Source organism: Leisingera daeponensis, from assembly GCF_019801465.1.
GTDB classification, from domain to species: domain Bacteria; phylum Pseudomonadota; class Alphaproteobacteria; order Rhodobacterales; family Rhodobacteraceae; genus Leisingera; species Leisingera daeponensis_A.
Genome location: NZ_JAHVJA010000005.1, coordinates 113,345 through 128,325, shown reverse-complemented (window position 1 = coordinate 128,325; position 14,981 = coordinate 113,345). Strand labels below are relative to the sequence as shown.

The following is a 14,981-nucleotide window of genomic DNA, read 5'->3' as shown; positions in this document are numbered from 1 at the left end:
CCTGTCCCTGCGGGGACACACCGGAGAAAAGCCCTGCGAAACAAGGCCCGGCGCGATTCGCGCGCCCCGCGGCAAACGATTCGTTTCATTGACTTTTTCCGGTGGGCAGGGACCAGATTTAGGGGGACACCCCGGGCCGGGATACAGCAGATTGGGGGACATTTCCGGCTCAATAGGGGTCACCAAGGATGTCCCCCAATACCATTGATACCAATTTTTCTTTCGAAAAAAGGTTTGGGGCTGAATTCAATTTCCGTCAGCGCTTGACAGAATCGCAATTCCGGACGCAAATCGGATACAGCAAACGAATAGCGTTGAGTTCGGGGGAAACCCGCCAACGCAATTCCCGGCAAAAGGTCCGGGAACATTTGAGGCAGCATATCCTGGCCCAGGAGGGCAGGGAGGGAGAAACGGGGGCAGCAATGCTTGCCAAACGGCCTGCGGGGCGCAACGCCTCTGCATTGAAGTATGACATCCTCACGGCGATGGGGGCTTTTGCGCTTGGCCAGGGCAAGGGCGCGCAGAAGCTGGTTCTGCGTTTCATGACACTGATGACCGCACGCTACAACTGGCAGCGGGACGAACTGGCGGTGGGGCAGCGGGAGATCGCCCGTCTGTGGGACGTGGACGAGCGCACGGTGAAGCGCGAGATGGCCAAGCTTCGCTGCATGGGCTGGCTGGTGGTGAAGCGCCAGGGTGCCCGGGGGCGGGTGACCGAATACGGCATCGACCTGGAGCGGCTGCTTGCGGACACCGAGGAGCGCTGGGGCGCGGTGGGGCCGGATTTTGAGCACCGGATGCAGGCCGCGGATGAGCCTGCGCCGAACGTGGTGCCGCTGCGTCCCGGTGCCGCGCCGCCCGCTCCCGATATCTCGGACGGCAGCGAATGGAGCCTGGCCAAGGCGGTGCTGCATGCGGAGGATCCGGCCAATTACGCCTCCTGGGTGCAGGGGCTGGAGCGCGTCGGCCGGGCAGGGGGGCGGCTGGTGCTGAAGGCGCCGAGCCGGTTCCATGCGAACTATGTAATGTCGCATCTGATGCCGCGGCTGCTGGCGGCCTGCCGGGATGTGGATGGGAAAGTTTCTGCCATTGTGGTCGAGGCGTGAGGCGGAAACTGCGCCCCCCGCGGTTGAACCCTTCGGGGGCGAGGCATTATGTGGGCGGGCAGGGGGCCTGGCGCGACAGGCGCCGCAGAACAAGGAGCAGCCCGGAATGAACGGCACGCAAGAGAAGATCTGTGTCATTGGCCTGGGTTATGTGGGGCTGCCGCTGGCGGCGGCCTTCGGGCGGCACCGGGAGGTTATCGGGTTTGACATTGATCCGGGGCGCATCAGCGAACTGCGCCGGGGCGTGGACCGGACCCGCGAGATGGAGCCTGAGGAACTGGCCGTTGCCGAGCATCTGAGCTTCACCTCGGACCCTGCGGAAATTGCGGGCTGCTCGATCTATATCGTCACCGTGCCGACGCCGGTGGATGCCAGCCACCGGCCGGACCTGGGACCATTGCTGGCGGCCTCTGCCATTGTCGGCGGGGTGCTGAAGCCGGGCGATCTGGTGATCTATGAATCCACCGTCTATCCCGGCGCCACCGAGGAGGACTGCGTGCCGGTGCTGGAGGCGCGCTCCGGCCTGGCGTTCAACCGGGACTTTTTTGCCGGATACAGCCCGGAGCGGATCAACCCCGGCGACAAGCAGCGGCGGCTGAAGGATGTGGTGAAGGTCACCTCCGGTTCGACGTCCGAAGTGGCGGAGCGGGTGGATGCGCTTTATCAGGAGGTGGTGGCCGCGGGCACTCACAAGGCCGCCAGCATCCGGGTGGCGGAGGCCGCCAAGGTGATCGAGAACAGTCAGCGCGACATCAACATCGCGCTGGTCAACGAGCTGGCCAAGATCTTCAATAAGATGGGAATCGACACCCAGGCGGTGCTGGAAGCCGCCGGCACCAAGTGGAATTTCCTGCCGTTCCGGCCCGGCCTGGTGGGCGGCCACTGCATCGGGGTGGACCCCTATTACCTGACGCATAAGGCGGAGCAGCTGGGCTATCATCCCGAGATCTTGCTGGCGGGCCGGCGGCTGAATGACGGCATGGGCGCCTATGTTGCCGGTGAAATGGTCAAGGCGATGCTGAAACGCGGCCTGCCGGTGGCGGGCGCGCGGGTGCTGGTGATGGGGCTGACGTTCAAGGAGAACTGTCCGGACCTGCGCAATACGCGGGTGATCGACGTGGTGCGGGGGCTGGAGGAGTTCGGCGTGGCGGTGGATGTGCATGATCCGCATGCGGACCCGCAGGAAGCACAGGAGGCATACGGGATTCCGCTGGTTTCCGAGCCGGGGCAGGGGGTCTATGCCGGGGTGGTTCTGGCGGTGGCGCATGCGGAGTTCCGCGAGATGGGGGCCGGGGCGGTCCGCAAGTTTGGCACCGCGGGCGCGCTGGTCTATGATCTGAAGTACGTACTGGCGCCGGATGAGGCGGACTTGCGTCTGTAACACGTTAAAATACAAGGTGAATTGCGGGGGCTCCAGGCTTGTGCGCCGGGCCGGGTGCTGGTTCGTTACGGCACTGGCAGCGGCGGCGACTGCCTTGATGCTGCCGCAATTCCGCCGAAGGATTTCAGCAATTCTTAGGCAATATCAGGTTAAGTTCCCGCGCGCACTGGTGGAAAGGGCTGAGTGGTGGCAACGACGTTCTGGGCACGGACAGACAGTGGCACAGCGAACAACCCGGCGCTGAACCTCACCGGTGATCCGGCGGTGGAGATTACCTTTGTGCCGTCCGGCGCGGACGGCGACCTGTTTCTGGACAAGGCAGGCGGGGCGCCGGACCCCGACACGAAGCTGTCGATCGGCGGCGTCGAATACGATTTCGTGTTTGAAATGAGCGGCGACCTGCCGACCAAGAAAAGCGATGGCGCCAACCAGGTGCCGGACCAGTACGAAGGCTCCAAGGTCTACGTTGTGACGGTGCAGAACTACCCGTCGCCCGGCATGACCACGCGGCTCTCCTTCATGCCCGAGGAAGCAGCCACCGAGCAGGAAATGAATTCCTTCGGCAAGGGCGCCATTGACCTTCAGAACGTCGACACAAGCTCTGGCGGGGCGGTGTGTTTTGCCGCCGGGAGCCGCATCCTGACGCCCGGAGGCGAGGTTTGCGTGGAGCAGCTGCGGCCGGGCGATCTGGTCTGCACCCTGGACAGCGGCCCGCAGCCGGTGCGCTGGATTGCGGCGACCCGCCATGCCTGGCCCGGCAGCCCGGCGCGGGTGCGGCCGGTGCTGATCCGGGCCGGAGCCCTGGGCGGCGGCCTGCCGCGGCGGGACCTGGCGGTGTCGCCGCAGCACAAGATGCTGATGGAGACCGGCGCGGAGCAGGTGCTGGCCCCGGCCAAAGGGCTGGCGGCGCTGCCGGGCATCCGGCCGATGGCGGGCAAGCGGCAGGTCACCTATTACCATCTCCTGCTGGAGCGGCATGAAATCCTGTTTGCCGAGGGCGCGGCAGCGGAAAGCTTCTATCCCGGGCCTTCGGCGCTGGCGATGCTCGCACCGCACGCCCGGGCCGCGGTTCTGGCGCTGTGCCCGCGGCTGCGCGAGCACCCCGGAACCGGCTACGGGCCGCAGGCGCGGCGCTGCCTGAGCGTGTCGCAAGCCCGGCAGCTGGCGGCGGAGAGAGCGCCGAAGCCCGATGCCGCGTCACCGCTGGAGGCCGCCTGACGCCGGGCGGCAATCAGCTCCGGATCCGCGGCAGCCTGGGGCCGCTCCAATAGGCGCCGGTGTCTTGGCGCAGGGCGTCATAGGCTTCGATCCGGCGCAGCGCGTCATCGCCGCCGGCGTCGATCAGATGGGTGAGCAGGCATTCCAGCACCGCCATGGCGCCGCCGATGGCACCGAACGGGTGCAGCGAGTTGGCGGCGACGGCCAGCACATGGTCGGTGCGGATGCCGGGGGCGATCACTTCGCTGTCGGAAATCAGGATCACAGATGCGCCGCGCGCGCCCGCCAGCCGCAGCGCCTGGATGGTGCCGGCGGAGTAGGGGGCGAAGGTGAGGGCGATGAGGCAGTCCTCGGGGCCTATGTCCAGCAGATCGTCGAGCGCCGCGCCCATGTCGCGGGGGACCAGTTCCAGCCCCGGCAGCGCCATGCGGCCGACGTAGTGGAAGTAATAGGCCAGTGCGTAGGACGACCTTGTGGCGGTGACATAGCTGCGGCGGGCGGCGGTGAGGGTGTCCACGATCGCCTGCGTCCGTTCGGCCGTCATCAGCCGCAGGGAACGGGAGGTGATGTTGAGCTGGTTTCGGGCGGCGGCGGCCTGCAGCTTTCCTGCGGGGCCTTCGTCCTGCATCCGGTCCAGCCAGTCCTGGCCGAGATCTGCCTCGTGCGTGGTGGTCAGCGCAGCGCGGAAAGGGGCGCGGAAGGCCTCAAACGTGTCATAGCCCAGATGGTTGGCGAGGCGGACAAAGCCATTGGCGCCGATGCCGGTTTTCCGCGCCGAGGTGCGGACGGTGTCGAGGCCGAAGTCGCCGGGATTGTCGATCACGTATTTGGCCGCCGCCTTCAGCTTGGGCGGCAGCTCATCCATTTGTTCCCTGAGGCGCTGAAGCAGCCGGGCGGTCTTTTTCGGGTCGAGATGCGGGTCCATGCGCCGCATCAGAGCAGATGTGCGGAAAATGGCAAGGGCGGAACGTGTGTTTCGTCTTGGCTTAGTCTGACAGGAAGGCCATCAGGTCCTGGCGGGCGTGCAGGATGCGGAGGACGTCGGGGCGGCCCTGCTCCAGCCGGTAGATCACCAGATGCGCGCCCGTGGGGTGGATGCGGACCGGGGGCGTGAACTCGGACCGTTCCCGGGCCATTCCGGGGAAGTCCGCCAGCAGGTCGAACAGGGCAAACAGGCTGTCGGCATAGGCGTCCGCCTGCGCCTCACCCCAGGTTTCCAGGCCGTAGCGCCAGATGGCGGCAAGGTCAGCGCGTGCGGCGGGGCGGATCCGCCAGCGCGCCTCAGCCATTGCGGCGCATAGCGGCCTTGAAACCTTCAGCTGTCAGTGTTTCTGCCGGACCGCTGGCCAGGCCTGCGTCGATTGCGGATTGCAGCTCGGCAATGGCAGCGGCACGGGCCTGGTCGCGGCGGATCAGGTCGCGGACATAATCGCTGGAGTTGGCATAGGTGCCGGCGCGGGCCTGTTCCTCGACCCAAGTCTTCATCTGGTCCGGCAGGGATACGTTCATGGTGGCCATGGGCGGGCTCCTTTCTCTGAAACAGGATATGGCAATCTTTGCCAACTGTTCAAGGGGCAGCTGGTGCCTCCGGTCGTGAGCCGGCAGGCAGATTGTCCAGTCAGCGCAGGGCGGGGTAGAAAACACCCGCGGCCGGGAGGCGCGGGTGCTTCATGTTCCTGTTTGGCGATGATCAGGCGGAAACCACCTTGAGGCCCTTTTCCTCCAGCGGCTGGATGGAACCGTCTTCGCTGACGGTCACCTGTTCGCCGTGCTCAAGGCTGTCGAGGCCCTTGCAGGCGACCAGCATCAGGACGTCCTTCTCGCGGGCGACGATGGCCATATGGCTGAGCCAGCCGCCGACCTCGGACAGAACAGCGCCGGACCGCTGGACCCACGGCAGCCAGGCCGGGTTGACCATGCGGCAGACCAGGATGTCACCGTCCTGGAAGTCCGCGAAGGCTTCGGGGTCGATGCGGCTGTCGTCCTCCATCCAGAACACCCGGGCGGTGGCGCTGCCGCTGCCCGCGACGCAGGTGCCGCCCATGGTGCCGCCGCCCGCCTGGGCCTGGGCGCCGAGCGACAGCAGTTCGCAGTCGCGCAGGTTGAGGGTGACGTCCGTGGGCGCGGATTTCTTGCGCAGGGCTTCTTTCGCGGAACGGGTCTCGGCCAGATCGCGCAGCGGGGCAGGCGCGGACCAGTCGCCGGCGAGAACCTCCTCGAAGGTCAGGCTGAACACCAGATCGCCGAGGCCGCTGGTCTGGCCCAGGGCCAGCAGGGCGCGGCGCAGTTCGGCGATGACGCGCAGGGCCTCGTGCTTGGCCTGTTCCTTGAGGTCCTGATAGGCGATGGCAAGGCCGATGGTGCCGTCCAGCTCATCCGGCAGGTTGGCCGGGACCGGCACCGAGCCGATCGGCTCCACCGAGCTGTCGAGCAGCGAATGCAGCAGCGCGGGGGCCTCGGCGTAGCGGGGCGAGGACAGCTCGTAATCGAAGATCGAGCGGTGGCCCATCAGCCGCATGGCGCGGGCCTGCGCATCCTTGCCGGTGCAGGAGGCCAGCAGGCTGGAAGGCGCGTTGGGCAGCTCCGCGTGCATCAGATGCGCGCGCAGGGCCGGGTCGCCGGCGGCGGCGCTGCCGGCCTCGCCCATGGTGAAACCCGCCAGGATATTGATCTTCTCGGCCTCCAGATAGACGTCGCGGATGAACATGCCCTTGAGAGTGGAGATCGCCTCCAGGAGCTTGTCCTGGGGCAGGGCGGCGTAGTTCACGGCCTGCCAGATCGCCAGCTTGTCGCGCAGTTCCGGCATCACCTCGCTGCGGAAGCGGGTGATCATCGGATGCGCCTGCTTGCGCAGCTGTTTGGCCTTGGCGGCGGTGAGTTTCAGGGTCATGCCCTGTTTCAGCGCCACATCGACGTAGGTTTTGCCGAACAGGTTCACCAGATGGCCGTCGCGCCCTTCGGGCAGGCCATAGGGCACGCCCAGCTCGCGGCAGGCCAGGTCGACGCTGCCGCCCGGCGCCCACAGCTCGCTCATCAGTGAGAAGGAGAGCGGGGTGGGGCGGGGCAGGACCTCGGACATCTCGTCCTGCTCCAGGATGGTCTGATCCGGGTCTGCGTCCGCGTAGCGGTCCAAGAGATCGCGCCACTCGGCCAGGCGGGTTTGCTCCTGCTCGGTGCCCAAGGACAGCGTGGTGATGTCGCGGCTTTGCACGATCTGGAATTCACCGTTGGCATAGGCCCATTCGACGTCCTGCGGGCAGCCGAAGGTGTCCTCGATCTGGCGCCCAAGGGCCAGCAGCGGCGCCATGTCCAGCGTCCGGTCCTGATCTACCGCCGCGGGCAGGCCGGTGTAGCGGCCAAAGCGCAAGCTGGTCGGGGTGACGCGGCCGGACACCAGGTCCTCGCCGCAGCCTTCGACCCATTCGATCATCGCCATTCCGGGGGCCATCGGGTCCTGGGTGAAGAGAACGCCGGCGTATTCCGCCTGCACCATTTCCTGCACCACGATATTGCCCTGACCGGTGCTGTCGCCCTCGCCGGAGTAGCTGGCGGCGCGCTCGGAGGAGAAGCTTTCCACCACCTCGTCAAGTGCGGCGCGCATGGTGTCCGCGGTGACGTCGAGCACCGATTCAAAGACGCCGGCAAAGCTCTGGTCGTGGCCGTCCTCATTGCTGGCGGAGGAGCGCACGGCAACCGGTTTACCGCCCGCGAGGGTGAAGACCTTGGCCGCAAAGGCGTCTTTGCCGGCTTCGGGCATTTCGCGGTAGTCGTGGATCGCGTCGGAGCGCACGATCACGCCGCCGGGGACCGGCAGGCCCGCGTTGCGCAGGATCGACAGGCGCAGGGCCTTGTTGCCGGCGTGCTCCAGCTCCTCGGTGTAGCCCATCGGGATCACGCCGCGCGGCAGCTTGGCGAGGCGGCGCTTGTGGGCGCGCAGGGCAAGTGCCTCAGCCAGCTTGCGGTGCAGGCCGGTCACGTAGGCGCGCTGCACCAGCAGAAGGGTCAAGCTGAAGCAGAGATAGGCGTTGGCGGCGGCCGTCAGGGTGAACACCATGGCAAAGAGCGCAGGCATGCCCAGCACCATCCACAGGGTTTTCTGGCGCGGGGTCTTTGCCACGGCCCACAGCAGGTAGACGGCGGCGAGCATGCAGAACAGCACCGGCATGATGAACAGCGGGTCGGCTGCGCCGAGGTCAGCCATCCACAGGAACGGGGTTTGCAGCGAGGCGCTGGCCTCCTGCGCGGCGGAGACGCCCAGCATCATCACCGGCAGGAACAGCAGCGCGGTGAGGTTTTTCATCGGGGTCAGGCCCTTGTCCTTGTAGAACGCCTGTACTGCACGGGCCTTGCGCACCGGGTCATGGGCCAGTTTTGCCTTCAGCGCCTTCATCTCATCCGCGGTGTCATTGGTGATGATCTGGTCGCGTTCGGATTTCAGCGCCACCGGCAGCACCAGGAGGCGGGTCACGATGGACAGCGCCAGCAGGCCCAGCAGGATATGGCTGCGCTCATGCACCCACAAAAGGGCGGCGGCCAGGGCCGAGATCGCCTTGTCCCACAGGCCGGACTGCTGGTCCGCCAGCCAGTCCTGCACATGCGGCTTCGGCTTGGGCGCGACAAAATATTCCCACGGCAGGGTATAGCGGCCAAGGAAATCGATGCCTTGCTGCGACAGCTCCAGCCCCAGCACCTGGCTCATGAAGCAGCTGCGGCGGTCATAGCAGGCGGCGATGGTGGGCTTATCCGGGTCCAGCTCGGCGATGCGCGCCATCAGGTCATCCGTGGTCATCTTGCGGATCGGGATGTTGATGGCGCCGGGCAGGTGGCCGACTTCGAAATCGCCGGGATAGCGGGTGTCGACGATCTGCAGGTCCTCGGTGGTCAGCAGGGTCTTGAAGTCATCGGTGCTGAGCAGGACGTCCTTGCCCGGGTAGTCCGGGATGGCGCGCAGGTCGGACAGCGTCTTCACATCCTTGTCGGAGAATGCGCGCCCCTCGACGATCCATTTCTCGATGCCGCCGGCGATGAAGCTGCAGTCGATGCCCATCGCCGCCAGCTTGGCGCAGGTTTCCGAGGAGCGGTTGCCGTTGTGGCAGAAAAGCACGACCTTCTGGCCCGGCTGCACCGGCTGGCTCTGGACGAAATCGGGGAAGCGGATATGGGTGGCGCCGGGCAGGGTGCCCATGGCGTTCTCGCCGGTTTCGCGGATGTCGTAGAACAGGGTGGCGCCATCCTGCAGCGCTGCGGCCGCGTCGGCGGTGCTCATCGCCAGCGGATGGTCCTCTTGTTTGGAGAAGCTGGTCTCCTTCAGCGAGGCGTCCTTGATGGTGGTGCCGTCAAACTGCGCCGGCCGCGTCAAAGTGGCCTGCAGCCTTGCCAGCTCAGCCTGCGCATGCGAGGAATACTGCCAGTAATTACCGGCTGCCAGCGCCGCAGCCGCCAGCACGAGGACGGAGATCAGCTTGACCGGGTAGCGCCTAGGTGAGTTGCCCGGTTTGGGGGTAAAACCCAGTTTTGCCGCAATTACAGCCCCCAGACCGGAAATCATGGCAATTCCCACGGCCAGGACCTGGGACAGAGAGGACACCGAGCCGATGACCAGTTCTGGCGATGGAATGGCAAATGCCGCAACAGGGAGCGCTGACAAAAGCGAAGTCAGCACAATGGTTTGTGCTGAGCGGCGGAGGGACCGAGCGGTCCAGGAGGGCATAAAGGTCGTCTTCAAGGTGGATCCTGTTGGGCCAGCTGAGTCTGTTGTTTTGAATTTAAGGCGAATTTGCCTAAAAGATTACGAAAACCTTACTGAAGGGTTAATATAGATGTCGCAGGATAAAAGAACCGCAAAATTTTTCAGAGAATTGCAGGCGCGTTAACATTGTATTCTTAACCTTGTGCCATGTAACGAAGAAGCGCGGCCTTCCTGCCGTGCCAGCCGATGCGACTCAGGAGGCGAGAACCGTGAATGTGTTTGAGTGGACCTTTGGTATCATTGCGCTTTTCCGGACACGGCTGAGGCAGGCCGCTTCCGGTGCGGTGCTGGCGGCCTGGCTTGCGGCATTGCTGCCAGCTGCGGGATTTGCCGGAACAGAACTGGTTTTCGGCACCTATGCGGCGGATAAACCAACCGCAACGGTCAAACAGTATCAGCCCTTTCTCTCTTTCCTGGCCGGCCGGATGAGCGAAGAGCTGGGCGAGCCTGTTTCGATCCGGCTGAAGATCGCCAAGGAATATGAGGAAGGCATCCGCCAGCTGGCCAGCGGCGAGGTGGATTTTGCCCGTTTCGGCCCGGCCTCCTACGTGCATGTCATGAAGGAAAACCCGGGTATCCGCATCATCGCGATGGAATCCAAGAACGGCCAGAAGCGGTTCAAAGGGGTCATCGTAGTGCATGCCGACAGCACGGTGCAGTCGGTTGCGGACCTGGCCGGGTTGAGCTTTGCCTTCGGGGACGAGCTGTCGACCATCGGCCGCTACCTGTCGCAGGAGTACCTGCTGGACTCGGGCATCAGCAGTGCCGACCTGATGGAATTCGCCTATCTCGGCCGCCATGACCTGGTCGGCGAGGCGGTCGGCGCGGGCAAGTACACGGCGGGCGCGCTGAAGGAAAGCACCTACAAGAAACTGGTGGCCAAGGGCGTGCCGATCCGGGTGCTGGCGTCCTTTGACAATGTGACCAAGCCCTGGCTGGCGTCGTCGGAGATGCCGGACGATGTTCTGGAGGCGATGCGCAAGGTGATGCTGTCCTCGGAGAATGAGGAGATCGTGCGCCGGATTTCCAAGAACGGGTTCCTGCTGGGGGATGATCAGGACTACGACATCATCCGCCGGGCAATGGAGCGCAGCCTGGCCTTTTAGGGCGCCGCGTTGACACTATGAAACGTACGAGCATTCTTTTCCAGATCGTGCTGTCGCTGCTGCTTGCAGCCTCGGCGGTCGGCATAGTCGTCGGCGATCTGGCGCAGCGCCAGGAGGCGCGGCGGCTGGAGGAGCAACTGGCCGAGCAGGCGGACCTCACGGTGTCGCTGCTGAGCGGCCTGATGCTGGAATCGATCATCGTCGAGGATGTGCCGGTGCTGGAAACCGGCCTGAATGAGGCGGTGACCCGCAAGCCGCAGATCGTGTCGATCGAGATCCGCACCCCGGCGGGCAAGATGCTGGCGTCGGCCAAGGCTCCCGGCGTGCCGCCGGAAGGCGGCCGCGTGATGTACGAGCGGCCGATCGAGCTGGAAGGGGCGGTGTTCGGCACCATGCTGGTCGAATGGTCGACCCGGGACGGCGAAGCGCTGGTGGCGGCTTCGGTGCGCCAGATCATCATCTGGACGGTGGTGCCGGTTCTGGTGCTGTCATTCCTGGTCCTGCTGCTGGTGCACGGGCTGGCGCTGCGGCCGCTGCAAATGATCCACAAGCGGATGTCGGACGCGATCTCCGGCCTGCGCAGCCCGGCGCAAAGGCTGCCCTGGTATGCCTCGCGCGAGTTCCGGGCGCTGGATTTTTCGGTCGGTGTGCTGGAGGAGACCTTTGCCGAGCGCGATGAGCGGGAGTTCGCATTGGAGCAGGCCCGCGAGTCGGCGGATATCGCCAACCGCGCCAAGTCGGAGTTCCTCGCCAACATGAGCCACGAGATCCGCACCCCGATGAACGGGGTGATCGGCATGGCGGAGCTGCTGCGCGACACCGAACTGGATGAAGACCAGCAGATGTATGCGGAGACCATCGCCAAGTCCGGCTCGGCGCTGCTGACAATTATCAACGACATCCTGAATTTCTCCAAGATCGAGGCCGGCAAGGTCGAGTTCAGCATCAAACCCTTCAACCTTCAGACCGCGGTCGAGGACGTGGTGACCCTGCTGTCGCCGAAGGCGGCGGAGAAGGGGGTCGAGATCACCATGCGCTACGATCCGGCGCTGCCGGAAGTCTTTGAGGGGGACGCCGGCCGCATCCGCCAGGTGATCACCAATGTCGCCGGCAATGCGGTCAAGTTCACCCGCGAAGGCTATGTGTATATCGAGGTGACCGGGGAGCTGCAGGAGTCGGGCAGCCATCTGCTGAAGCTGCAGGTGCGCGATACCGGGATCGGCATCGAGCCGAGCCGGCTCAGCAAGATCTTCCGCGCCTTCGAGCAGGCCGACAACGCCGCCACCCGCAACTTCGAGGGCACCGGCCTGGGGCTGGCGATTTCGTCGCAGCTGCTGGCGCTGATGGGCGGATCGGTGGCGGTGAAGTCGGAGCCGGGCGAGGGTTCGGTGTTCACCATCGCGATTCCGCTGCGGGCCGGCGGCAAGCCGGAGACGGCTCCGGCGGGCGGGCCGCACAGTTTCGCCGGGCTGCACGGCCTGGTGGTGGATGATCTGGAGCTGAACCGGGTCATCCTGTCCGAGCGGCTGAGCGCCTGGGGGATCTCCAGCAGCCTGGCGGCCTCGGCGCATGAGGGGCTGGAAATCCTAGCCGATGCGCAGCTGGACGGGCGCCGGTTCGATTTTGTCATTCTCGACTTCCAGATGCCCGCCATGGACGGGCACACCCTGGCGGCGCGGATCCGGGCGATGCCCGGGTTCGAGACGATGCCGCTGATCATCCTGTCCTCGGTGGAGCACGCGCTGAGCCGGTCGGACTGCGAGGCGATCGGGACCTGCGAGTTTGCGCTGAAACCGGTGCGGGCGGGGCAGCTGAGGCAGGTTCTCGACAGGGCGCTGAGCCTTCCCGGCCGCCAGGCCGAAGCCGCGGCGGGCGGCGGCAGCGGACCCCGGCCGTCCGGCCGCCGCCTCAAGCTGCTGCTTGCCGAGGACAACCGGACCAATCAGCTGGTTGTGACCAAGATGCTGAAAGACGCGCTGCTGGACATCCGGATTGCCCGGAACGGCGTCGAGGCGGTGAAGCAGTTCCGGGCCGAGAGGCCGGACATCGTTCTGATGGACATGATGATGCCGGAGATGGACGGCCTGGAAGCCACCGCCGAAATGCGCCGGATCGAGGCGGAGGACGGTGGCAGCAAATGCCCGATTGTGGCGCTGACCGCCAATGCGCTGCAGGCGCATCGGGAAAAATGCCTGCAGGCGGGAATGGATGATTTCCTCAGCAAGCCGATCAACAAGAAGGCGCTGACCGAGGCCATCAGCAAATGGACGGCGGCAGCGGACCTGCAGCGGACCGGCAGCTGAATGTGCCGGCGCCGGGGGCGGGGATCGCCGGAACGGCGCCGGAAGGCCGGCTGCGTCAGCCGCGGCGGCGCTGAAGCAGAAGCCCGGTGAGGCTGGAGGCGGCAAACAGCGCGGCAGCCAGGCAGACGATGCTCGGGCCTGCCGGCGTGTCCAGCGCAAAGGCCAGCTGCAGGCCGCCAACGGCCGCCAGCATGCCCAGAAGGGCGGCAATGACGGCCATGCGTTCGGGCGTGGCGGCAAAGGGGCGGGCGGCGGCGGCCGGGATCAGCAGCATGGCGGCGATCAGCAGCACCCCCACCACCTTGATCGCCACCGCAACCACCAGCGCCAGCGCTATGGTGAGCACCATCTGCTCGCGGCGGGGATCGATGCCGGCGGCATAGGCCAGGTCGGGGTTCAGGGTGGCGGTCAGCAAGGCGGACCAGCGCCACCACAACAGCCCGAGCACCAGCGCTGCGCCGCCCCAGATCACCGCCAGATCCGCCCGGCCCACTGCCAGGATGTCTCCGAAAAGATAAGCCATCAGGTCGATCCGCACCCCCTGCAGGAAGGAGACGGCGACCAGGCCGAAGGCGAGGGAGGAATGCGCCAGAACCCCCAGCAGCGTGTCCATCGCATAGCCGCGCCCGGCCAGCGCCGAGACGGTGGTGGCCATCGCCAGCGCCGTGGCCAGCACGCCGGCAAAGACCGACACATCAAAGCTGAGCGCCAGCGCCACACCGAGGATCGAGGCATGCGCGGTGGCGTCGCCGAAATAGGCCATCCGGCGCCAGACCACGAAGCAGCCGAGCGGAGCCGCAGCCAGCGCCACGCCGATACCCGCCAGCGCGGCGCGGATCAGGAAATCGTCAAGCAGGATCATTCTGCGGCCTCATGCTGATGCCCGTGACCGCGGGCGCAGTCGTGATCGTGGCTGTGGTTGTGCTCATGCCGGTAGAGCGCCAGCGCGCCCTGGGTGCCGGTGCCGAACAGGGCGCGGTATTCCGGGGCGGAGGCGACCTGCTCCGGCGCGCCCTCGCAGCAGACATGCCCGTTGAGGCAAATCACCCGGTCGGAGGCCGCCATCACCACATGCAGTTCGTGGCTGACCATCAGCACCGCGCAGCCCAGGTCCTGGCGGACCTTTTCAATGCGCTGGTAAAAGGCGGCGGAGCCCGGCTGGTCCAGCCCCTGGGTGGCCTCGTCCAGGATCAGCAGCTGCGGATCGCACAGGAGGGCGCGGGCCAGCAGCACCCGCTGGAACTGGCCGCCGGACAGGCCGGACATCTGCCGCGCGGCAAGATTGCCGGCGCCCGCCTGCTCCAGCGCCTCGGCGGCCCAGGCGTCGCTGACGCGGGCGGGCAGGCTGAGAAACCGGCGCACCGTCAGCGGTAGGGTCGGGTCGATGTGCAGCTTCTGCGGCACATAGCCGATGCGCAGCCCCGGCGCCCGCATGATGCGGCCGCGCGCGGGCTTTTGCGCGCCGATGACGCTGCGCAGCAGGGTGGACTTGCCGGATCCGTTGGGGCCGACCACAGTGACGATCTCACCGGGGGCGATCGACAGGGAGACACCGGACAGCACCGTGTTGCCGCCATGGGCAACAGTGAGGCCGTCCAGGGAAATCAGGCTGCTCATGCGGCGGGGGTCTCCTGGCATTTCGGGCACAGGCCCTCGGCCTCGATCACCGCGCGTTCGATCATGAAACCGGCGTCGCGGGCGGCCTGGCCCAGCTGGCCCTGGGTCGGTTCGCGCTGCGCCTCCGCCACCGCGTCGCAGGCGCGGCAGATCAGGAAGACAGGCGCGTGATTCTCGCCCGGATGGGTGCAGGCGATGAAGGCATTGAGCCGCTCTATCTTATGCGCAAAGCCGTTTTTCACCAGGAAATCCAGCGCCCGGTAGGCGACGGGAGGCTGCGAGCCGAGGCCCTCTTCGCGCAGCCGGTCGAGGATTTCATAGGCCCCCAGCGCGCGATGCTCCTGCAGCAGGATTTCCAGCACCCGGCGCCGGACGGGGGTGAACTGAAGGCCCCCGGCGCGGCACTGGGCGTCCACGGCGGCAATGCCGTCCTGGATGCAGCTGGTGTGGTCATGCGGGGCAAAGCCGATGGAATCCATATGCGGGGGTCCTTTGGGGCGG

General features: G+C 66.1%; 12 protein-coding genes. 5 read left to right on the top strand and 7 right to left on the bottom strand.

Translation table 11 applies throughout. The features are described 5' to 3' along the window. Window positions 1-422 precede the first annotated feature (422 nt). From KUV26_RS13210 to KUV26_RS23805, 3 genes are all read left to right on the top strand, one after another. A complete protein-coding gene (locus KUV26_RS13210) occupies window positions 423-1,106 on the top strand; it encodes a DnaA N-terminal domain-containing protein (RefSeq protein ID WP_222508687.1) in 684 nt (227 codons plus the stop codon). 106 nt (window positions 1,107-1,212) lie between these two features. Next, window positions 1,213-2,487 (top strand): nucleotide sugar dehydrogenase, encoded by a 1,275-nt coding sequence (locus KUV26_RS13205; RefSeq protein WP_222508686.1) that lies wholly within the window; start codon window positions 1,213-1,215, stop codon window positions 2,485-2,487. Between the two features lie 183 nt (window positions 2,488-2,670). Then, window positions 2,671-3,705: a Hint domain-containing protein gene (locus KUV26_RS23805; RefSeq protein ID WP_222508685.1), complete on the top strand. Its 1,035-nt coding sequence runs from the start codon at window positions 2,671-2,673 to the stop codon at window positions 3,703-3,705. A 13-nt stretch (window positions 3,706-3,718) separates the two neighbouring features. Here KUV26_RS23805 and KUV26_RS13195 read toward each other — a convergent pair whose 3' ends face one another. The 4 genes from KUV26_RS13195 to KUV26_RS13180 form a co-directional block, all read right to left on the bottom strand. Further along, window positions 3,719-4,630 carry a MurR/RpiR family transcriptional regulator gene (locus KUV26_RS13195; RefSeq protein WP_222508684.1) on the bottom strand — a complete coding sequence of 304 codons (912 nt, stop codon included), beginning with the start codon at window positions 4,628-4,630 and terminating at the stop codon, window positions 3,719-3,721. Window positions 4,631-4,691: 61 nt separating this feature from the next. Continuing rightward, the gene (locus tag KUV26_RS13190) at window positions 4,692-4,994 is read right to left on the bottom strand and encodes a type II toxin-antitoxin system RelE/ParE family toxin (RefSeq protein ID WP_222508683.1); all 303 of its coding nucleotides are present in this window, start codon (window positions 4,992-4,994) and stop codon (window positions 4,692-4,694) included. Continuing rightward, window positions 4,987-5,223, bottom strand: a complete 237-nt coding sequence (locus KUV26_RS13185; protein ID WP_222505674.1) for a type II toxin-antitoxin system ParD family antitoxin — start codon at window positions 5,221-5,223, stop codon at window positions 4,987-4,989. Before KUV26_RS13185 ends, KUV26_RS13190 begins: the two co-directional genes overlap by 8 nt. 172 nt (window positions 5,224-5,395) lie before the next feature. Beyond that, window positions 5,396-9,415 (bottom strand): PEP/pyruvate-binding domain-containing protein, encoded by a 4,020-nt coding sequence (locus tag KUV26_RS13180; protein ID WP_222508748.1) that lies wholly within the window; start codon window positions 9,413-9,415, stop codon window positions 5,396-5,398. 248 nt (window positions 9,416-9,663) lie between these two features. Here KUV26_RS13180 and KUV26_RS13175 point away from each other — a divergent pair, with 248 nt between their 5' ends. Together KUV26_RS13175 and KUV26_RS13170 are read left to right on the top strand one after the other, a co-directional pair. Beyond that, window positions 9,664-10,560 (top strand): PhnD/SsuA/transferrin family substrate-binding protein, encoded by an 897-nt coding sequence (locus KUV26_RS13175; RefSeq protein ID WP_222508682.1) that lies wholly within the window; start codon window positions 9,664-9,666, stop codon window positions 10,558-10,560. 17 nt (window positions 10,561-10,577) lie between these two features. Continuing rightward, window positions 10,578-12,863 (top strand): response regulator, encoded by a 2,286-nt coding sequence (locus tag KUV26_RS13170; RefSeq protein WP_222508681.1) that lies wholly within the window; start codon window positions 10,578-10,580, stop codon window positions 12,861-12,863. Window positions 12,864-12,918: 55 nt separating this feature from the next. On the opposite strand, the gene KUV26_RS13165 is transcribed toward KUV26_RS13170, so the two are convergent. Genes KUV26_RS13165 through KUV26_RS13155 form a run of 3 tightly spaced genes read right to left on the bottom strand, consistent with a single transcriptional unit; the run spans window position 12,919 to window position 14,959 of the window. Next, window positions 12,919-13,725 (bottom strand): metal ABC transporter permease, encoded by an 807-nt coding sequence (locus tag KUV26_RS13165; protein WP_222508680.1) that lies wholly within the window; start codon window positions 13,723-13,725, stop codon window positions 12,919-12,921. Then, complete coding sequence (locus tag KUV26_RS13160) at window positions 13,722-14,480, bottom strand: ATP-binding cassette domain-containing protein (protein ID WP_222508679.1); 759 nt, start codon at window positions 14,478-14,480, stop codon at window positions 13,722-13,724. The genes KUV26_RS13165 and KUV26_RS13160 overlap by 4 nt, the downstream gene beginning before the upstream one ends. Then, the gene (locus tag KUV26_RS13155) at window positions 14,477-14,959 is read right to left on the bottom strand and encodes a Fur family transcriptional regulator (protein WP_222508678.1); all 483 of its coding nucleotides are present in this window, start codon (window positions 14,957-14,959) and stop codon (window positions 14,477-14,479) included. Before KUV26_RS13155 ends, KUV26_RS13160 begins: the two co-directional genes overlap by 4 nt. Window positions 14,960-14,981: the final 22 nt, after the last annotated feature.